The following is a 22,608-nucleotide window of genomic DNA, read 5'->3' as shown; positions in this document are numbered from 1 at the left end:
AATGGCTTAGTAAATCATTAACTAAAATAACTTCTGCTGCAGATAAATTTGCTGCCGGCGATGTTAATGTGGAAGTAATTTTAGATGCCAATGATGAATTGGGGTCTTTAGCAAAATCATTTAACAAAATGATTGAGAAAATATCCGAGCAAATTCAATACTTAGATAATCTGCCGACTCCGGTTATGATAATCAACAAAGATTTCAGCATTAAGTACATGAATAAATCAGGTGCAAGTGTATTAGGTAAAGATCAACAGCAACTTATTGGTCAAAAATGTTACGATAATTTTAAACAAAAGATTGCGGGACTGATAAATGTTCCTGCGCCCAGGCAATGAGTAAAGGTATAAGCAAAACTGAAGAAACAATTGCAAACCCTAATGGTAAAACTTTCCCAATTATGTATACCGGTGCGCCAATTAAAGATAAAGCAGGAAATATTATTGGCGCACTAGAGTTTGTTACCGATACAACTGAAATTAAAAATGCTCAAAATTATTTATCAAATAAAGTTGATGAAATGCTGAATGAAATGAATAAATTTGCAACAGGAGACTTAACAGTAGAACTTCATAGTGAAAAAAACGATCAAATTGGAAAACTTTTCACAGGATTCAATCAAGTTGTAAGCAACATAAGAAATATTATCTATAAAGTAACGGAAGCCGTACAAGCCACAGCAAGTGCAGCAAATGAAATCTCATCTTCAACTGAACAGATGGCAGCAGGTGCACAGGAACAAAGCTCACAAGCAACAGAAGTAGCCGGTGCAGTAGAACAGATGACAAAGACGATCTATGAAACCACAAAGAATACCGGTCAGGCAACAGAAGCAAGTAAGAATGCAGGTAAATCAGCAAAAGAAGGCGGACGCGTAGTTGAAGAAACAATCCACGGAATGAATAGAATAGCTGAAGTAGTAAGAAAATCGGCAGAAACAGTTCAAGAACTTGGCAAGAGCAGCGATCAGATTGGTGAAATTGTTCAGGTTATTGATGACATCGCAGATCAGACAAATCTGTTAGCCTTAAATGCGGCAATAGAAGCAGCAAGAGCAGGTGAACAGGGCAGAGGATTTGCAGTAGTAGCAGATGAAGTAAGAAAACTAGCAGAACGCACAACCAAAGCGACCAAAGAAATTGCAACAATGATAAAGCAGATCCAGAAGGATACTAGCGGAGCAGTAGAATCAATGCAGCAGGGAACCGAAGAAGTAGAAGCAGGAAAAGCATTGGCAGAAAAAGCTGGAAAATCACTGCAAGAGATTAATCACGGAGCAGAGAAGGTAGTAGATATCGTAACCCAGGTAGCAGCAGCAAGTGAAGAACAATCCAGTGCATCAGAGCAAATAAGCAAGAACATAGAATCGATAAGCAGTGTAACGCAGGAAAGTGCAAGCGGAATACAGCAAATAGCACACGCATCTGAGGATTTAAACAGACTTACATTAAACTTGCAAGAATTAATTGCACAGTTTAAGCTGGATGGCAAAGAAGAAAAATATGCAGTGCGCACAAACGGCAAATTGATACACGTTTAGTAATTAGATAAAGGCAGCCAGGGGAGGCTGCCTTTCATTGAGAACGATTTTTTGAACCCAAAAAAAATTTAACCTTCATAATTGTCCCCAAAATCCAGACTGCACAATTTTAACCAAACGCTTAATATTGATATACTTGTCTCAACGCAAATAGTTTTTGGTTTCACCATTTTCTATCATTTTAAGCAATAGATGACTTTTCTACTTAATAAAATTAAAAAACCTTCGATAATTTAGTTGGAACACATTTTGGGTTGGATAAATACGTTTAATTAGAAAAATAAGAGGATAGAATTGGCAAGTAGTGAAGAAACAAAACGAGACCAGGAAGAATTACTACAGCTTGTAAGTTTTAAGATTGGGGACGAAGAATTTGGTGTGGATATTCTAAGTGTACAGGAAATAAATAGAATGTCTCAAATTACCAAGGTGCCAAACACTCCGGATTTTATAGAAGGTGTTATAAATCTTAGAGGTAGAATTATTCCTGTTATAGATCTTCGAGTAAAACTTGGGATGACAAGAAAAGATCACGGAAAAAACACGTATAGTTGTAGTAGAACTTAAAGGACAAACAATAGGATTTATAGTTGATGAAGTAAGTGAGGTTTTACGCATACCTAAAAACATTACAGAAGCACCACCGGAAATGGTTGGCGGAATGAATACCGATTACATCACGTCAATCGGCAAACTTGAAGATAGATTATTAATACTACTTGATTTAGAAAAAATACTTTCTACATCTGAGTTTAATGTTTTAGAAACAGCGGCTTAAAGAAAAAAATATGAGCAGTAATATTTATTGTTCTGGCAATCTGAATAAAAAAATAATGAGTTCTTAAAATCAATTATTAATTATGGGAAATTAATATGAAATTTATTTCAACAAAAAAATCTATTTCGAAGAGGATATCAACTGCAGTTGCTATCGGGATAACTAGCCTATTAAGTATTGGATTATTTGTTTTTCTAATCGTTTCAGAAAAATCAAAAATGGCTTCAGCAAATGATAGTATTCACGAGTTGAATAAATCTATGAGGGAAGCAATTTATTTTTCAATGTCTCAGGGTGTAACTGATGTTAAACCTTTTATAGATAGAATGAAATCAATAAAGAACATTAAAGAGTTAAGGATTATACCAACAGAGTTGATTGATTCTGATAAAGCAAAGAAGCTGGATGAACAAGAAAAAGCGGTTTCAAAATCCAATGAAGAAATTAATGGCGAAGAAGATTTTCAAAATTCCCCTGTCTTTCGATCGATAAGTCCAATAACTGCTGATGCTTCTTGTATAGATTGCCATGATGGAAAAGAAGGGGATGTATTTGCTGTAATGAGTATTAGATATTCGTTGGATCAAACACGTTCTGCGATTGTTGGAGAAAGAATTTATGGAGCTTTAATAATAATATTTTTAGTAGTCTTTGTTTCGGGGTTAATTGTTTATTTAATTAAGAAAAATATTCTTAATGATCTGTTTAAGTTTATTGATTCGATAAGAGATTTATCAAATGGAAATTTAAATACAGAAATTTCGTGTTTCCGCAAAGATGAATTTGGTGAAATGGCATTCTCTCTTCAGTCTTTGAAGAAAAATCTTTCTTCACAAGCAAATACGGTAAATGAATTTGCAAAAGGAAATATTGAAACGAATGTAACAATTCTATCAGATGAAGATGTACTTGGTAAATCTATTCAACAAATAAAAGATTCACTTACACTACTATCGGAAGATTCTAAAAAACTTTCAGTTGCAGCAGAAGAAGGTAATCTTTCTGATAGAACTGATAAATCAAAACATCCTGGAATCTTTGGGAAAATAATACAGGGATTTAGTTCCACTTTTGATTATCTAACAGAACCTATAAGAGAAGGTTCTCAAGTTCTGGCAAATTATGCCAAAGGAGATTTTACAACCAGAGTTGTTAGTGATTACAAAGGTGAACATCAACTACTTAAAAATGATATAAATAAAGTTGGTCAATCACTTTCAAATTTAATCGGCCAAATAACGGAAGCCGTACAAGCCACAGCCAGTGCAGCAAATCAGATAAGTTCAAGTACTGAAGAAATGGCGGCAGGTGCACAGGAACAAAGCTCACAAGCAATGGAAGTAGCCGGTGCAGTAGAACAGATGACAAAGACGATCTATGAAACCACAAAGAATACCGGTCAGGCAACAGAAGCAAGTAAGAATGCAGGTAAATCAGCAAAAGAAGGCGGACGCGTAGTTGAAGAAACAATCCACGGAATGAATAGAATAGCTGAAGTAGTAAGAAAATCGGCAGAAACAGTTCAAGAACTTGGCAAGAGCAGCGATCAGATTGGTGAAATTGTTCAGGTTATTGATGACATCGCAGATCAGACAAATCTGTTAGCCTTAAATGCGGCAATAGAAGCAGCAAGAGCAGGTGAACAGGGCAGAGGATTTGCAGTAGTAGCAGATGAAGTAAGAAAACTAGCAGAACGCACAACCAAAGCGACCAAAGAAATTGCAACAATGATAAAGCAGATCCAGAAGGATACTAGCGGAGCAGTAGAATCAATGCAGCAGGGAACCGAAGAAGTAGAAGCAGGAAAAGCATTGGCAGAAAAAGCTGGAAAATCGTTACAAGAGATTATTCACGGAGCAGAGCAGGTAGTAGATATCGTAACCCAGGTAGCAGCAGCAAGTGAAGAACAATCCAGTGCATCAGAGCAAATAAGCAAGAACATAGAATCGATAAGCAGTGTAACGCAGGAAAGTGCAAGCGGAATACAGCAAATAGCACACGCATCTGAGGATTTAAACAGATTAACATTGAATCTGCAAGAGTTAATTGCACAATTTAAGGTAGATCAAAGTGGAAGCAAATATTCAGTAAGACAAAATGGTAAACTGATACACACGGAAGCTTAATTAATAAAGTAATCGGATTCAGTTAAATTTGGGTACAATTAAATATGACTTTGGTTCAGCAAATAATCAAAATACTTCATATGTGTTCTTGCATTGAATAGTTACTTGATTTATCTTTGATAAAGTATAAAGACCCGGCAATTCAATTTGAATCTAAAAATATATGCCGGTCTGTGTGCTAGTATTGTTAGATATTTAACTAGTTGATTCCATTAATATTCTTTTGATCTGAAGATATTTTTAACATGAATCTTGTAAGTCTAAGAAATCTAACTATTTCAATTCTTCTTGGATTGCTCGGATTTTTTCTCGTATATAACGAGGTTTTTTTTGTTTTACCCGGAACAAATCTACTAACTGATTTACGTGAAATTTTTGTAACTATTTCGGCTGCGCTTTTTGGTCCCGTAGGTGGAGCATTAACTGGAATTATCACTTGCCTTTATGACCCTAACTCGGAAATTCTAGTATATATTATAGTTCAACACATCGTATCTGCTGTGCTTCTATCCATTTACTATAAAAAATTTGTTTATGAAAAACTTAAAATGCCTTACCTGATTGCTGGCTGGGTGTTTGGGATATTTCTTTATTACTATGTTTTTTACCTCCCGGTTTTTATTACCACATTTTTCGTTAATCCTGAGTTTTTTAACAATCTGGTTCCAGACCAGCACGGAACTTTTGGGTTAAAAGATACTATTGAATTGTTTAAAGGTTGGTTTCCGGAATTTGTATTCACTTCGATATTTACATCACTAATACTTATAGCGCTGCCGGAAAATTTTAGAAAACCAAGATGGGGTAAGGCATTATCATTAAAGCCATTTAAGATAATAGGCTCAGCATCACTTGAAAAGCTCCACTTTAAAAACTCACTTGCAGTTAGATTGCTTATTTGGTTTTTGCTGCTTGCAATTTTCCCGATACTTCTGATTGGTATTTCGGTTAAAAGATTTTACAAATTCACTTTTGTTGAATGAAGCAAACACAAGAGAATCTATTATCAGTGAAATTAAACGTAATCTGCCGAATATCAAGCCCTATGAAGCTAATGAATTTATCAGCCGTGTTAACCAGAATGTAAAGGGTGAAATATTTATTATTGATAATAATGGCAGCTATATTTTTATTTCAGATACAACTAAAATCGGCACTTTAGCAGCAAAAGATTTTCCTAAGCGTATTATTGAAACAATATTGACTAGAAAAAACGGCAAGCTTATAGATTTTAACAGCGAAAGTAGTTTTGCGTATTTATCGATTGAGTATCAGAGTAAAAGATTGATTATAGTTTCCATTTCAGATCCTGCTAAAGTTACAAGTATGTTAGAAAACCTCACACAGGAACTTCATAAAAAACTTTTTATAGGATTAGCAATTATTTCTATCGGGTTAATTGGAATAATTCATTTGTTGATTAAAGCTCCATTAACAAATATAAGACGAACAATTGAAAGTATTTCAGCCGGCAAGTATGATATTAGAGTGGATACAAATATTCTTACAGATGAAATAAAAAATTTGGGTTTCGCTTTAAATACGATGGCAAATAAAATTATAGCGAGCGAAAAAAAGTTTAGAGAAATGGCAGAACTTTTGCCCCAGACATTATTTGAATGCGATCTAACAGGAAAGTTAACTTATGCAAACCAGAATGGGTATGCTCTGTTTGGTTATACGAGAGAAGATATTGAGAGGGGGATAAATGTTTTAGGGTTTATTCATCCGGATGATAGATTAAAAGCAGGCCTAAACATTAAGAAAATTTTTAATCGAGAAATAGTTAAGGGAAATGAATATAGGGGAATCAAAAAGGATGGCAGTTCCTTTTCCTCAATAATCTATACAACTTATTTTGAAGAGAATGGGAAAGTAAGCGGCTTAAGAGGAATTCTGGTTGATATATCAAATCTCAGGCTGGCGGAAGAGTCTGTTAAGGCGAGCGAGGAAAAATTCAGTTCTATTATCCAGGGTTTAAGAGATATGATTTTTATTGCGGATGTAAAGGGAAGAATGTCCTTCATAAGTCCATCTTCGTTAGAAATACTTGGATATAGTGAAAATGAATTGCTTGGTAAATCAGCGTTTGATTTTATTCATCCCGATGATGTTCCCAAGATGACAGGGGAGTTTAAGAAGGTTATTAAATTAATTAATACGGGCAAGCCAACTCTTTTCAGAACGCGGCAGAAATCAGGCAATTATATTTACCTAGAATCCATAGGCGTAAACTTGTTATCCAATAAGTTTGTTAAAGGCGTTGTAATTATTGCCAGGGATGTTACAGAAAGAATCAAATATGAAAATAAGCTTCAAGAAAGTGAAGCAAAGTTAAGAGAATCCCAAAGGGTTGCTAAACTGGGTCATTATGATTTTGATATTCAATCAGGTTTGTGGAATGCTTCTCAGGCGCTTGATGAATTATTTGGAATAGATGGGAACTATCCGCACGATTATCAAGGCTGGATCGGACTGGTTTTTCCTGATGATCGTACAAATATAATCCAATATTTTAGTGAGTATGTTATTAAGTCTAAGAATAGCTTTAAGAAAGAATATCGGATTGTAAGGCAATCTGATAAAAAGGTTTTATGGGTTTATGGTTTAGGAAATCTTGAGTTGGATTTAAACGATAATCCGGTTAAAATGTTTGGAACTATCCAGGATATTACTGATAGAAAAATTGCTCAAAACGTTTTATTTAATTCAGAACAAAGATTTAAATATATCTGGGAAAATGCTCTTGATGCGATGAGGATTACCGATGAAAGAGGAAAAGTCTTGTTTGTAAATAATGCTTATTGTAATCTGGTAAACAAAAAACGCGAAGAACTTGAAGGATATAATTTTACAGTTGTATTCCCGGAAGAGGATAGAGAAAATGCCAGAATTAAATATCTAGAAAATTTTAGATTAAAATCTTCTGCTGGCAGAAAAGAATATCGTTTAAAATTCTGGAACAACAAGGTTATATATTCTGACTCGGCTATGGTATACTTGAAGATTCCAGAGCAGCCGGTTTTACTTTTTACCGTGCAACACAATATAACCGACCGAAAAATAGCTGAAGATTATCTAAAAGAAAGCGAAGAAAAATTCAGACATGCTTTTGACTATTCTGCTGCTGGAATAACAATCCTGGGACGTGATGGCAAATTTCAGAAAGCAAATAATGCGTTTTTAAATATGGTCAAATATTCTGAGAATGAAATTAAAAAATTAACTTTTAAGGATATTACTCATCCAGATGATATTAGACAAAGTAATTTTATTAGGGATCAACTGCTTGATGATAAAATAAAGAATTTATCATTTGAAAAACGTTATATTACTAAAGAAAACAAAGTTATTTGGGGATACATTTCAATATCTTTAGTCAGAGATGCAAACAATAAGCCACAGTTCTTTATTTCTCAAGTAGTTGATGTAACAGAAAGAAAAATGGCTGAACTTGAAGTGAGGAAACTTTCGCGTGCAGTCGAACAAAGTCCAGCTATAATCTTAATTACTGATACAAAAGGCAGTATTGAATACGTTAATCCTAAGTTTACTGAAATTACCGGCTACACTTTTGATGAGGTTAGAGGTGTAAACCCCAAAATATTGAAATCAGGGCACACATCAGATGAACAATATAAAACTTTATGGAAGACAATCAATTCAGGCCGTGAATGGCGAGGAGAATTTTTAAATAAAAAGAAAAATGGTGAGGTTTACTGGGAGCACGCATTTATAAGCCCAATTATTAATGAGGAAGGTAAGATTTTAAATTATCTAGCAGTTAAAGAAGATATTACTGAACGTAAAAAATTACTATCTGATCTGATTGAGGCTAAACAAAAAGCAGAGGAGATGAATAAAATAAAATCGTACTTCTTTGCAAATATGAGCCATGAACTGCGCACTCCATTTGTAGGAATTTTAGGATATTCTGAATTACTTTCTGAATCACTTCAAAATCCTGAAGAAAAAGAAATGGCTCATCAAATTCTTAGATCATCCAAAAGATTAACTGATACCTTAAATAAAATTTTAAATGTTACAAGAATAGAGTTTGATAATCTTGAAATAAAAACTCAGAATTTTGATATCTGTAAACTGATAAGTGGTATCATTGTTCTATATTCAACTTCTGCCCAGCTAAAAAGTACAACCATTAATGCAATTTGTAGTGCTCAATCGATCATTGTAAATACCGATCCAAAAATATTGGAAGACGTTTTAAATAATCTTGTTAGCAATGCAATTAAGTTTACTGAAAATGGCTCAATTACTTTGAGTATTGATGTGTCGACTGAGTCTGATAGCAAGCATTTGATTATTAAAGTAAAAGATACTGGGATCGGTATACCTAAAGAAAAGCAGGATATTGTGTGGCACGAATTTCGTCAGGCAAGTGAAGGTTTTAGTCGCTCGTTTGAAGGCACAGGACTTGGTCTGACAATATCTAAAAAATATATTAAAACTCTTGGCGGCGAGATTTATCTTGAAAGTGAAGAGGGTATTGGCACTACCTTTACGATAACAATTCCTATTAACAAAGTTGAAAATGAAACTGAATTAATTTTAGAGAAATCTACGGAATCAAAATCTCAAATAAAAGTCCATCGTTCTAAGAACAAACCAAAGATCCTTTACGTTGAAGATGATTTAGTTTCACTTCAATATGTTAATATTGTGCTAAAATCAGAAGGCCAGATTGATACCGCGGTTAATGCAGCTTTAGCTATCGAATTTGCAGAAAAAAACATTTACGATATCCTGATGCTTGATATTAATTTAGGTAAAGGAATGGATGGTGTTGAACTTATGCAGAAAATCCGACAGCGATCAGAATATAAGAATAAACCTTTTATAGCAGTAACAGCATATGCCTCAGAAACGGATAAAAAAGAATTTTTAGCTAAAGGATTTACACATTATATCTCAAAACCATTTTCATCAAATGAACTGAAAAAACTTCTGAATGAAATAATTGTTTGAAAAAGATATCAATGCAAGAAATTTTTAGCACAATAAAAGATCATTCTTTCTCCATTACCTGCTGATCAGTATACCAGCAGAAGAATAATTCTGCTCGGGACTATATCATTTGCAATCTTTATTCTTGGTATTCTTTCTCTAATCAATAACTTATTATTTGGGTTTACACTTGAGAACTACCGGTTATACTCTTTCATTGTATCTATTTTGTTTTCAATATATCTGCCTAAAAATAGCATAATAACTTTCTCAATAAATGTTTTATTTTACAGTGCATTAGGCTTTTTGCTTTCAGTTATAATAACTGAAAATGGAATCCACGATAGAGCGCTTTTCGTTTATCCTATTTTGTTAGTTGCCGCTGCAAGCGAAGAACAATCAAGTGCTTCTGAGCAGATTGGAAAAAATATCGAATTAATTAATCAGGTAACTCAGGAAACGGCAGGCGGTATACAACAAATAGCGCACGCATCAGAGGACTTGAACAGGTTAACATTAAATCTGCAAGAGTTAATTGCACAATTTAAGTTGGAAGAAAAATATGCAGTACGTACAAACGGAAAATTGATTCACATTTAATAATTTAATAAAGGTAGCCAAGGGGAGGCTCCCTTTATAATAAAAATAAAAAAAATTGGGGGACAATTTTTACACACACTAAAAGGGTTTGCTAAGGCGGCCCTTTTTTAGGACAATTATTAAAAAAAAATCATTCCATCCACTATAAACAAATAACAATTATCTTCGATTATTTGTTAAGTAGCAAAAGTTAGCCATTAATGAGTTTTCCACAAGCCGTTAATACTCGTCTGGCGTAAATCGTTCTCTTAATTCAATGAAAGGTTATAAATGAAAAAGTATTTATTACTTTGGATTTTCATTTGTGCGACAGGTATATCTCAAAATTCAAATGAAAATAGTTCTGATGTAAAAATATCTGGTTTTGTAAAAAGCGATTTCTTTTTTGATTCCAGGCAAGTTGCAACATTTAGAGAAGGACACTTTCTACTCTATCCACTAAATGAATCTCTTGATGCGAATGCTGAAGATATAAATGCACATTCAAGTTTTAATGCATTATCAATTCAATCCAGAGTAACAGCTAAGTTTACAGGACCAGAAGTACTTGGCGCTAAATCAGGTGGAATGTTAGAAGGTGAATTTTTTGGAACATCAGATGCGGATGTAAACGGATTTAGATTGCGCCATGCTTTTGTAACATTAAACTGGGAAAAAACATCTTTATTACTTGGTCAAACCTGGCATCCAATGTTTGTTACTGAAGCTTTTCCGCAAGTAGTCTCATTCAACACAGGATCACCATTCCAACCTTTTTCTAGAAATCCGCAGATTAGATTAACTCAAAAGTTTGGTAATGTAAATTTAATTGCAGTACTACTCACTCAAAGAGATTTTACAAGCAATGGTCCGGCAGGATTTAGTTCGACTTATTTAAGAAACTCAGTTATTCCATCTGCACATCTTCAGCTTCAATATAAATCTGAGAATTTTTTAACAGGTGCAGGTGTAGATTATAAAACCTTAACTCCAAGAATTGTAACAGCTAAAAACATAAAAACCGATGAAACCGTTTCAAGCTATGCGGCAATCTTGTATGCAAAATTTGTACAAGATCAGTTTACTTTTATAGCAGAAGGAACTTACGGACAAAATTTAACAGATCTTTTAATGCTTGGTGGATATGCAGTTACCGCAGTTGATACTTCAACAGGAATTGAGAACTACACGCAATCCAAAGTAGTTGCCGCATGGGTAGATGTTTCGTACGGTAAAGAAACTCAATTTGGTTTGTTTGCAGGGTTTACAAAAAATCTTGGTTCAGAAGACCCGGTTACGGGAAGTGTTTATGCTAGAATATCAAACATTGATGCAATTTTAAGGGTATCACCGAGAGTGGTTATTAATTTTAGTAAAGTACGTTTTGCTTTTGAACTAGACGTAACACAAGCTGCTTATGGCCAAGTTGATAACAATCTAAAAGTTTCCAATACTAAATCACAGACAAATGTAAGGGGATTATTTGCAACTTATTATTTCTTTTAATTAGGATTAGATCATTATGAATATGAAAATAAAAAGATTTCGTGATTGGGGATTGTTTTATAAACTGATCGGTTTGTTAGGATTTACAATTACTACACTACTTCTATTCTTGTTTTTTTACATTCTTCCTTCATTTGAAAATAGTTTATTTAATGAGAAAAGAATCGCGACTAAACAAACTGTACAGGTTGCTGCCGGTTTAATTGCAAAGTATCAACAATTAGAATCATCTGGCAATCTATCAAAACAAGAAGCACAGCAGAAAGCATTAACTGAAATAAAAGAAATTAGATACAATAAAGACGATTACTTCTGGATTAATGATACACAACCAAAGATGATAATGCATCCTATAAAACCGGCATTGGATGGAAAAGATCTTTCTGATCTTAAAGATCCAAACGGCTTGCATTTATTTGTTGAGATGGTAAATGTATGTAAAAAAGATGGTTCCGGATATGTTGATTATATGTGGGAAAAACCTGGCCGTACTGAACCACAGCCTAAAGTTTCATACGTCCAAATAGATAAAAAATGGAATTGGATAATTGGAAGTGGTATTTATGTAGATGATGTGAATGATCAAATAGCAGGATTTAAAACTAAAATATTAATTGCACTCGCTATTCTTTTACCGATCATTTTATTGGTTGGTTACTTTTTTGCAAAAAATATTGTTAAACCTCTGCTTGTATTAAAAGATGCAGCAAACCGAGTTTCATTAGGTGAAGTTGATATTGATTTAACAACAAATTCAACGGATGAAATTGGTGAACTTAATCATTCCTTTTCAGTTATGATTGAAAATATTAAAGAATCTGCTTTAAATGCTGAAAAAATTTCTGAAGGAGATCTAAATATTAATATAATTCCTAAATCTGTTAAAGATGTGCTTTCATTAAGTTTAAAAAAGGTTGTATCAAACGTTAATAATCTAGTTACAGATGTAAATTCATTATCAGAAGCTGCAGTTAGTGGAAGATTGAGTGAACGTGCTGATGAAAATAAACATGGCGGTGAGTATAGAAAAGTTGTTGCGGGTTTCAATAACACATTAGATGCAATCAATAGTCCATTTAATGAAACAATTAAAGTTTTAAATATTTTAGCGCAAGGAGATATGACAGCAAGAATGGATGCTGATTGCAAGGGCGACTATCAAATAATAAAAGATAAAATTAATACAGTTGCAAACTCACTTAGTAATGCGTTAAGAAAAGTTTCTGAGGCTATCCAGGCAACGGCAAGTGCGGCAAATCAAATTTCTTCATCTACGGAAGAAATGGCAGCAGGGGCGCAGGAGCAATCTGCACAAGCTGGTGAAGTTGCAAGTGCGGTGGAAGAAATGACAAAGACAATTTTTGAAACTTCTAAAAATGCATCTATCGCAGCAGAGAGTTCAAAATTTGCTAACGATACTGCAAAAAAAGGAACATTAAAAGTTGAAGAAACAAAAAAGGGAATAAATGATATTGTTGTGTCAGCACAAAAAGCTGGTGACATTATTTCATCATTAGCACAAAAGACTGACCAAATAGGCGAGATAACACAGGTTATTAATGATATAGCAGATCAAACAAATTTGCTTGCATTAAATGCTGCTATCGAAGCAGCTCGTGCTGGTGAACAGGGAAGAGGTTTTGCCGTTGTAGCAGATGAAGTTCGTAAACTTGCGGAGCGCACTTCAAAAGCAACTAAAGAAATTGCTGATATGATAAAGATGATACAGGTTGAAGCAAAAGAAGCTGATAAATCTATGATGGAAGCAAAAAATTCTGTTGAGATCGGAATGAAAGTTACCGAAGAAGTTGGTATAGTGCTGAATGAAATAAGGGAGGTTAACAATAAGGTTGCTGATGTTGTAACCCAGGTAGCTGCAGCCAGCGAAGAACAATCAAGTGCTTCAGAGCAGATTAGTAAAAATATTGAATCAATAAATAGTGTAACTCAAGAAAGTGCTAGCGGCATACAGCAAATAGCACACGCTTCTGAGGACTTAAACAGACTTACATTAAACTTGCAAGAATTAATTGCACAGTTTAAGTTGGAAGGTAAAGAAGAAAAATATGCAGTGCGCACAAACGGAAAGTTAATCCACGTTTAGAAATTAGATAAAGATTGCCAAGGGGAGGCTGTCTTTATTCTAATAACATTAAAAAATTGGGGGACAATTTTAACACACACATAAAAGGGTTTGCCACGGCAGCCCTTTTTTTATAAATAGATATGGTCAGCATCAACCACAATTATAAAATTTAACTTTTTGATAAATACTTCTTTGCATAACACCAATATTAAGTGCTTGAAATTGCACAAAAATCAACTTTCGGCGTTAAGTGAAATCAAAACCATACGATAATAAACTTGGAACTAATTTTGCACAAAAAGTGAATTGATTAAATAACATGTGCTTTTTAACAATGTTTTAATTTTAGATTAAGTTAATAAAAGATGAATAAAATCCAGTATAAAATAGCTTTAATATTTTTGATATTGACCATCTTCATATTGGTTTCGCTGTATTTTATGAACTCCAATACAAACGAAAATACCAAAATGCTGTTAAGCTCGGCAAAACAGAGACAAACTAAATTACTTTCTACGATAGTTGAATCTTATACCAAAAACATGGGTGAGTGGTGTTTTGATTACACTTATTGGGATGAAATGGTAAAATTTGTAAAGTATCCTGATGAAATATGGGCCAGTAGAAATATCGTTGCTTCATCAATTAATTATGATGTATCATTTGTTTGGGTTCTTGATTCAGATTTTAATCAGAGATATGGATATCAGGCTATAAACAATAATAAATTATCTAGTTTATTCATTAGTAAATCAGACTTGAAAAACGTTGTTAAGAAAAATTGGTTTTCAAATCTTTTTATCAGCAAAGATGGTGAGATTTTTGAAATTCAAATCGCACCTGTTCAACCTTCTATGGATTTGAAACGAGAGACTGAACCAAAAGGCTGGTTCATAGCAGGCAAAATTTATAAAGATAAATTCCTCGAGGAAATCTCACATACAACAAACTCCAACATTAAAGTCGTTTTTACTGATTCAATCGAATCGTTTAAAGAAAAATTGATGAAATACGATGTTGGTGTTTACACACAATTGCCCATCAAAGATATAAATCAAAACACAATTGCTTATATAACATCTTTTCATATAGACAAAGCAACAGAAAAATACTTGATATCAGCACAAAGCTCCATTCCTGTCATAGCAATAATATCATTGTTGTTTTTTGGTTCTATTTTTACTCTACTGTTAATTTATATAGTAAAACCATTATCAGTGTTAAGTCAAAGCTTATCTTCTGAAGATGAAACAAAATTAATACCACTGTTAAGAAAACAGAATGAGTTTGGTGCTTTATCAAGAATGATGGAACGATTTTTTATCCAAAAAAAACATCTTGAAACTGAGATTGAAATAAGAACCGAAACAGAAGAAGAATTAAAAGAAATTCAGCTAAATTTAGAAAACCTGGTTGAGGCTCGTACCGCAGAATTGCTAAATGCAAATAATCTTATGCAAGTTGAACGCGATCAGGCAAAATTATACTTAGAAATGGCTGGTGCTGTAATTTGTTTAATTGATGAAAACGCAGATATTTTACTTATTAATAAAATGGGATACGATATTCTTGGTTACGAAGAGGGTACATTAATTGGTAAAAACTGGATGAGTTTTTGTTATGATGAAGCTAATGTAAACGCTTGTAATATAAGGTTTAGGGCTCTGATCCTTGGCACTGATGACAGTTGTGCAGATTATACTTTTAGTTTATTAACAAGCAATGGTGAAGAGCGCAAACTTTTAATAAATAGTATTGTTACAAAAAATCCATTAAACGGAAAAAGAGCAATACTATTTTCCGGTATTGATATAACTGCAATCAAAAAAACAGAAAACGACTTAATTGAAGCCATTGAAAGAGCAGAAAAAGCTAATAAGGCGCAGGCCGCTTTTTTTGCAAATATGAGTCACGAACTTAGAACTCCACTCTTTGGTGTTTTAGGTTATTCAGAAATGATGGAATCTGGTGACTATAATGAAGAGGTTAAGCACATGGCTTCAACGATAAACAAAAGCGGAAAAAGATTAATTGAAACACTAAATAAAGTATTAAGTCTTTCTAAATTAAAAGCAGATAAATACGAGATAAAAATATCAGAAGTTAATATTAACAGTTTAATTGCTGAAACAGTAAACTTGTTTCAAGTTGATGCCGCCGCAAAAGGTTTAAACCTATTTTTTACAGAATCTAAATCCGAAATAATTACCCAAACGGATAGCAGTGTAATTAGAGATATGATGAACAATCTTATACACAATGCAATTAAGTTTACGTTTTACGGTAGTGTACACGTTTCACTTCAATCAGACAATGAAACTTATACAATTAAAGTTAAAGACACAGGAATCGGTATTCCACAAGAAAGTGTAGATATTATTTTTGAAGAATTTAGGCAGGTCAGCGAAGGCTATTCAAGAAGTTTTGAAGGAACCGGACTTGGTTTAGCTATAACAAAAAATTATATAGATTTGCTGAACGGAAAAATAGAATTATCTAGTGCCGTTAATAATGGATCGGAATTTATTATTACATTACCGATCAAACAGAAGGAAAAGATTTATGCAAACTGATGCTGAACATTCTATTTTAAAAAGTGAACAAACCATCGAGAAGCTACGAATACTCCTAGTAGAAGATGATCCAATAACTAATGAAGTTATTCAGTTCTATCTTAAAAATGATTATTTAGTGGATATTGCTGTCACCGAACAGCAAGCATTAAGTTTTATAAAAAGTAAAAATTATTTTGCTGTTTTGCTTGATATAAATCTTGGAAGAGGCGGCAACGGTCTTAATGTTTTAAAAGAGATTCGTAAAATACCCGAACTTAAAGACTTACCCGTAATTGCAGAAACTGCTTTTGCTCTTAATGGTGATGCTGAAGAATTTTTAGGAGCAGGTTGTAATTATTATTTATCAAAACCGTTTATAAAGCCTGAATTAATAAACGTATTAAATAAAATTCATGCTGAGTTCGGAAAATAGTTCTTACTGTTGTTGATAATTATCTAATAAAACAATACAATTGTAAAGTCGTATCTCAATAATATTTTACTTTGGAAAAATGTAAAATGAATATTCTCTTACAGTTCTTTTCAACAGTCTTTCATTCATCTAAAAAATATCTTATTTGTGCTTGTAAAAAAAATGGCGGTATGGCATAATTTTAATTATTTCTTAAAGCAAAGTTACTTTTGAATAAGCTAAGTAAACTAAATATCTTTTTAATAGTTTTATTATCCAGTATAGTAATACTTCTGGTTGCTTTTTTTTACTATAAAACTGAAACTAAAGGGATTATAAAAGATAAACACGAATTTCTAAAAGCGGTTACAGATCTAAAACTAGAGCAACTTAGCGCTTGGAAAAAAGGACGAACTGCTGATGCAAAATTTTTTGCTACAATCGGTAAGTTTATTAAGTACACAGATTATCTTAAAACAAACAAGAATACTTCAGAAGCAAAAGAGTATTTTTCAAAAACATTAAGTCAATTTACAGCTGAGGGATATGATGAAAGTATTGTAATTACTGATACTTCGGGTAAAAAATTATTCTCGCTTGATAATGAATTAAAACAATTTGATGTCCAGCGATTGGCCGAAATTAAAAAGTGTTTATATAAGGACAGCGTTACTTACGGAAATTTTTATTTTAATAACGACAGTAAAGATGTCCGCTTAAATATAATATCTATTATCAAAGATAATAGCGGGATACCAATTGGTGCATTTATTCAAATAATTAATCCCAACAAATCACTTATCCCAATTGTTCAAAAATTTCCTTCTACAAGTAAAACAGCCGAAACACTTTTATTTAAAATTGAAAATGATTCAATTATTTATATTAATGAATTAAGGCACAAAAAAAATTCTGCTTTAAATTTAAAAATTTCTTTATCTCGGATAGATATTGTAGCGGTTAAAGGTGTTTCAGGTCAAAGTGGAATTATTGAAGGTAAAGATTATCGTGGTGTAGATGTGCTTGCAGAACTGCAACCAATTCCCGGGACTGAATGGTATATGGTTTCTAAAATTGATAAAGAAGAACTATACTCTGAATTATTTTATAGGGCTGGAGTCATTTCGATCATTGTTTTCATAAGTATTTTACTTATAGCATTAACGGCGCTTTTCATTTATAAACAAAAGCAAAGTCGCATTTACAAAAATCTTTTCTTAAAACAGAAAGAGCTTGCAGAAACTCAGGAAGAATATAGGACTGCTTTATACAGTATAGGGGATGGTGTTATTACCACTGATACGCTGGGTGCAATTAAACAAATGAATCTTGTTGCAGAGAGACTAACCGGATGGAGTGAAAAAGAAGCTAAAGGTTTATTGTTAAGCAGAGTATTTAATATTGTTAATGAAGAAACAGGGAAAAATGTTGAAAATCCTGTGGATAGAGTTTTAAAAGATGGAGTAGTGGTAGGTCTTGCAAACCATACTATACTTATTTCAAAGAATGGAAAGAAAATTCCGATTGCTGATAGCGGCTCACCAATTAGAAATGATGAGAATAAAATTATTGGGGTTGTTTTAGTTTTTAGAGATCAAACCAAAGAACGTGAAAAAGAGAAAGCTTTATTTGAGAGCAATGAAAAATTCTCAAAGATATTTCTTCATTCATCAGATTCAATTAGCCTTACACATTTATCAACCGGAAAGTTAACTGAAATTAACGGAGGTTTTGAAAAGATATTTGGATACAGTCGTTCTGAAGTGATTGGAAAAACCACATTTGAGTTAAAATTGTGGGCAGATTCGAGTGATAGAGTTAGGATGATTGAACTGCTTAAGCAAAACGGATACATTAAAAATTTTGAAGCTATAGGAAATCAAAAAAATGGAAAGCAGATAACTGCACTTTTATCCGGCGAGATATTGGAATTTTATGACGAACAGTACCTGCTGCTTTCAATAAAAGATATAAGTGAGCGTAAAAAATTTGAAGAATCTTTAAAATCAAACGAGGAGAAGTACAGGATGCTCCTCGATTTTGCTTCAGATGCTTTTTTCCATGGGGATAAGGATGGGAATTTTATTACAGTTAATAACAAAGCCGTTGAACTTACAGGTTATTCAAAAGAAGAATTGATTGGAATGAATATTAAAGATTTGTTCTCAAAAGAAAACCTTGAAACCATTCCATTGCGATATGATAAATTATTGGCTGGTGAAATTGTTAAGGCAGAGAGGGTGGTTATTAAAAAAGATGGCAAGTCAATTTTTATAGAGATGACCTCTAAACTAATGCCGGATGGAACTTATCAATCATTCATGAGAGATATTACAGAACAGAAAAAAGCCCAAATAGAATTTGCTGCTTCAGAAGAGAAATTTAGAAAGATGACATTAAACTCACCTATGGGAATGCACTTTTATGAACTGAATGATAATAATGATTTAATTTTGATTGATAGTAATCCAGCCGCCGATAAAATATTAGGAATTAATCACTCCTTATTCCTTGGTAAAAACATTGAGCAGGCATTCCCTCCGCTTGCCAATACTGAGGTACCGCAAAGATATCGTGATGCAGCGTCCAAAGGCATATTATGGGCTACTGAACAGATCACTTACAATGATGACAAAATTGAAGGAGCATTTGAAGTAAAAGCTTATCAAACCAAGCCCAACTTTATGGTTGCTTTATTTTCAGATATTACACAACGTAAACGTGCTGAAGAGGAATTAAAAGCCTCAGAAGAAAAGTTTACTAAAGCTTTCTTGACAAGTCCTGATTCTATAAATATTAACAGACTTTCTGATGGAATGTATATCTCTGTTAATACGGGCTTTTTGAAATTGACGGGATACACAGAAAAAGAAGTTATCGGTAAATCATCTTTCGAAATAAATATTTGGGCAGATTCATCAGATAGAGAAAAACTTGTTGCAGGTTTAAAGGCAAATGGAATTGTTGAAAATCTTGAAGCCCGATTTAGATTAAAAAATGGCGAGGTCAGAAACGGACTAATGTCGGCCGCCATTTTAGAATTAAATGGTGAAAAACATATTCTAAGTATTACAAGGGATATCACGGAGAGAAAACTTATCCAAGAAAAAATTAGAAACTCTGAAGCAAATTTAAATGCCCTTATAAATAATAGAAAAGAGTCTATTTGGTCTATAGATAAGGACTATAATTATATTGTCTTTAACAACTTCTTCAGTGAAAGTTATTTTCGTACTTATAATATTAAACTTACAAAAGGTTTAAATGCCTTAGAGATTTTAACTCCGGAATTGAAATCTTTTTGGAAACCAAAATACGATACTGCTTTATCTGGTAAAAAATTAGATTTTGAATTTTCTATCGAAACGAATAATAAGTTTAACTACTTCCAAGTATTTCTTAACCCGATCTTTTCGGAAGGATTTATTACAGGTGTTTCAGCATTAAGTGTTGACGTAACCGGACTTAAAGAAGCTGAAGAAGCATCATTAAAAACTAAAACACATTATCAAAAACTAATAGAAAATGCGCCGGATGGCATAGTCCAAATTAGCGAAGATGGTGAGTTTAAATACGTTAGTCCATCCGCAAAAAGAATTTTTGGTTATTCTATAGAAAAACGAGTTGAGCAACTTCCGGCTGAACTCACACATCCGGATGATTTACCCATTGTCTTAGGTACTTTATCTGCCATCATAAAAAATCCAGCTTTAGTTCCAACAATTGAATACAGATTTAAAAATACTAAAGGTAATTGGCTTTGGATAGAAAGTACGTTCACAAATTTACTAAATGAACCAAGTGTTGATGCTATAGTTATAAACTTTCGCGATATAACTGAACGCAGAAAAATGGAGGAAGCGGTCCAGCATAGCGAAACAAAATTTTATTCATTATTTGAAAACAGTCCTAATGCAATTTTTATTACCGATCCTGAAACATTATTAATTATTGATTGTAATGCTAACGCTTGTAGTATGAACGGGTACACACGTGAAGAATTAATTGGTAAAAGCATTAATATTCTTCATCCACAAAATGTTTCTGTTCAGCTTGCAAATTCAGAATTATCTAAGGACCAAATTGAAATTTTAAGACTGCATAAGTCTGTAACTATTGAATCTGTTCATAAACGTAAAGACGGTACGGTTTTCCCGATTGAAAGCTCTATCTCATTAATTTCTTTAAGCGGCAAAGAAGTTACTATGGGTATAGACCGCGATATTACTGATAGAAAAAAACTCCTTACAGAAATAATCGGATCAGAACAAAAATTCCGTTCAATCTGGGAGAGTTCTGTTGATGCAATGAGATTGGTAGACGAAAATGGTGTGATAATAAATGTGAATGATTCTTATTGCAATTTATTTGGTTTAAAAAAAGAAAATTTGATTGGTAGTATTTTTAACATTTCCTATATAATAACTGAATCAGAAAATTGGATAAGCGGGTTTAAAGAACGGTTTAAAAATAGAACGATTCTTAAAAAGTTTGAAACAGAAATTCAATTAAAAAGTGGAAAAGTAATCTGGGTAGAATTAACAAACTCATTTATCGAGTTTGAAGATAAAGCTGTTATGTTACTTAGTATCATTCGTGATATTACAAAAAGAAAAGTTTTAATTACTGAATTAACTGATGCCAAAGAAAAAGCTGAAGAAATGAACAGGCTAAAAGCATTTTTCTTTGCTAATATGAGCCACGAACTACGTACACCTTTTGTTGGAATTATGGGCTTTTCAGAAATACTTGCAGGATCACTTCAAAATGACGAAGAAAGAGAAATGGCAGAGCAAATTCTTAAATCTTCTAAAAGATTAACCGATACGTTAAACAAAATATTAAATGTTACAAGATTAGAGTTTGATAAAATTGATTTAATTTATAAAGAGTTTAATGTTACCCAATTACTTAAAAGCACTGGGTTACTGTACTCTAGTTCTGCAAAACTTAAAAACACTATTATAACCATCGTAACTGAAGATCAAAATCTTATTGTTAAATCCGATCAAAGACTCTTGGAAGAAATTTTGAATAATCTTGTGAGTAATGCTGTTAAGTTTACAGAGAATGGAACAATTAAACTTATTGCAAACACAGATTTAATCGACAATCAGAAAAATCTAATAATTAAAGTTGAGGATACAGGAATCGGAATTCCAAAAGATAAGCAAAGTGTTGTGTGGTATGAGTTCCGCCAGGCAAGTGAAGGGTTGAATCGCTCATTTGAAGGATCAGGACTTGGTCTAACTATCACAAAAAAATATGTTGAAATGCTTGGTGGAAAGATATCGCTTGAAAGTGATGAAAATGTTGGTTCTTCTTTCACTATCAAACTTCCAATGAATGAAGTTGATCTAAAAATAAATGAGCATATTATTATAAGTTCTGATACAATAAAACCAAGCTCTAAGAAACCCCAAAACAAAAAATCCAAAATACTTTATGTTGAAGATGATACTATTGCATTGAATTATATCTCTATTGTATTAAAATCATTGTACGATGTTAAAACTGCATTTAGTGCCAAAGCTGCTTTAGAACAAATTAACTCAACAGAATATGATATTCTGATGCTGGATATAAATCTTGGCAAAGGAATGGATGGAGTTGAACTAATGCAAAAAATAAGACAAATAGATATTTATAAAACAACTCCAATTGTTGCTGTCACGGCCTATGCCGCTCAATCGGATAAAGAGGAGTTTTTAGCCAAAGGATTTACACATTACATTTCAAAACCATTTACTTCCAAAGAACTGAAAGACCTGCTTAATAAAGTTTTAGGTTAAAAACTTTAATTCTTAGTTCCCACATGATATTGAAAAATATTTATAGTATTAGGTTGCGAATATTAGAAACACTTTAATTTTTCTGACTTCAATCTTTTAGTCAAATTAATAACTTAATATTATTAAAAATTATAACCCCCGATGGGGTTGTTTATTTGTTCTTATACTAGATAGAAAATACCTTAAAAATATAGTGAATTTCATCAGTAGTTCATTTTTGAATCAATTCATTCCATTCTATCAGTATTAATCTCAGATATATCCCA

11 protein-coding genes and 1 pseudogene are annotated in these 22,608 nt (G+C 32.8%); all 12 read left to right on the top strand.

All coding sequences use genetic code 11. The annotated features are described in order from the left end of the window. Positions 1 to 68 precede the first annotated feature (68 nt). The 12 genes and pseudogenes from IPJ23_17220 to IPJ23_17165 all read left to right on the top strand — a co-directional run bounded on the left by IPJ23_17220 (position 69) and on the right by IPJ23_17165 (position 22,342). On the top strand, positions 69 to 341 hold the full coding sequence (locus tag IPJ23_17220; GenBank protein ID MBK7632409.1) for a PAS domain-containing protein: 273 nt from the start codon (positions 69 to 71) through the stop codon (positions 339 to 341). Continuing rightward, positions 338 to 1,543: a HAMP domain-containing protein gene (locus tag IPJ23_17215; protein ID MBK7632408.1), complete on the top strand. Its 1,206-nt coding sequence runs from the start codon at positions 338 to 340 to the stop codon at positions 1,541 to 1,543. The genes IPJ23_17220 and IPJ23_17215 overlap by 4 nt, the downstream gene beginning before the upstream one ends. A gap of 294 nt (positions 1,544 to 1,837) precedes the next feature. Then, positions 1,838 to 2,321 (top strand): annotated as a pseudogene (locus IPJ23_17210) (purine-binding chemotaxis protein CheW). Between the two features lie 95 nt (positions 2,322 to 2,416). Then, positions 2,417 to 4,447: a HAMP domain-containing protein gene (locus IPJ23_17205; GenBank protein ID MBK7632407.1), complete on the top strand. Its 2,031-nt coding sequence runs from the start codon at positions 2,417 to 2,419 to the stop codon at positions 4,445 to 4,447. A 245-nt stretch (positions 4,448 to 4,692) separates the two neighbouring features. Next, entirely contained in the window at positions 4,693 to 5,430 is a 738-nt protein-coding gene (locus IPJ23_17200; protein MBK7632406.1) for a hypothetical protein, read from the top strand. Then, entirely contained in the window at positions 5,423 to 9,433 is a 4,011-nt protein-coding gene (locus IPJ23_17195; GenBank protein ID MBK7632405.1) for a PAS domain S-box protein, read from the top strand. Before IPJ23_17200 ends, IPJ23_17195 begins: the two co-directional genes overlap by 8 nt. 285 nt (positions 9,434 to 9,718) lie before the next feature. Next, the gene (locus tag IPJ23_17190; protein ID MBK7632404.1) at positions 9,719 to 10,012 is read left to right on the top strand and encodes a hypothetical protein; all 294 of its coding nucleotides are present in this window, start codon (positions 9,719 to 9,721) and stop codon (positions 10,010 to 10,012) included. Between the two features lie 270 nt (positions 10,013 to 10,282). Beyond that, positions 10,283 to 11,497 (top strand): hypothetical protein, encoded by a 1,215-nt coding sequence (locus IPJ23_17185; protein ID MBK7632403.1) that lies wholly within the window; start codon positions 10,283 to 10,285, stop codon positions 11,495 to 11,497. Between the two features lie 16 nt (positions 11,498 to 11,513). Next, positions 11,514 to 13,601, top strand: a complete 2,088-nt coding sequence (locus tag IPJ23_17180; protein ID MBK7632402.1) for a cache domain-containing protein — start codon at positions 11,514 to 11,516, stop codon at positions 13,599 to 13,601. 422 nt (positions 13,602 to 14,023) lie between these two features. Next, the gene (locus IPJ23_17175; GenBank protein MBK7632401.1) at positions 14,024 to 16,156 is read left to right on the top strand and encodes a PAS domain S-box protein; all 2,133 of its coding nucleotides are present in this window, start codon (positions 14,024 to 14,026) and stop codon (positions 16,154 to 16,156) included. Then, positions 16,146 to 16,571 carry a response regulator gene (locus tag IPJ23_17170; protein ID MBK7632400.1) on the top strand — a complete coding sequence of 142 codons (426 nt, stop codon included), beginning with the start codon at positions 16,146 to 16,148 and terminating at the stop codon, positions 16,569 to 16,571. The genes IPJ23_17175 and IPJ23_17170 overlap by 11 nt, the downstream gene beginning before the upstream one ends. Positions 16,572 to 16,780: 209 nt before the next feature. Continuing rightward, positions 16,781 to 22,342 carry a PAS domain S-box protein gene (locus IPJ23_17165; GenBank protein ID MBK7632399.1) on the top strand — a complete coding sequence of 1,854 codons (5,562 nt, stop codon included), beginning with the start codon at positions 16,781 to 16,783 and terminating at the stop codon, positions 22,340 to 22,342. The last annotated feature ends 266 nt before the right edge of the window (positions 22,343 to 22,608 follow it).

This window comes from Ignavibacteriales bacterium (genome assembly GCA_016709765.1).
GTDB lineage: Bacteria > Bacteroidota > Ignavibacteria > Ignavibacteriales > Ignavibacteriaceae > IGN3.
The sequence above is the reverse complement of the archived record's forward strand: the minus strand, read 5'-3'. Positions and strand labels throughout refer to the sequence as shown.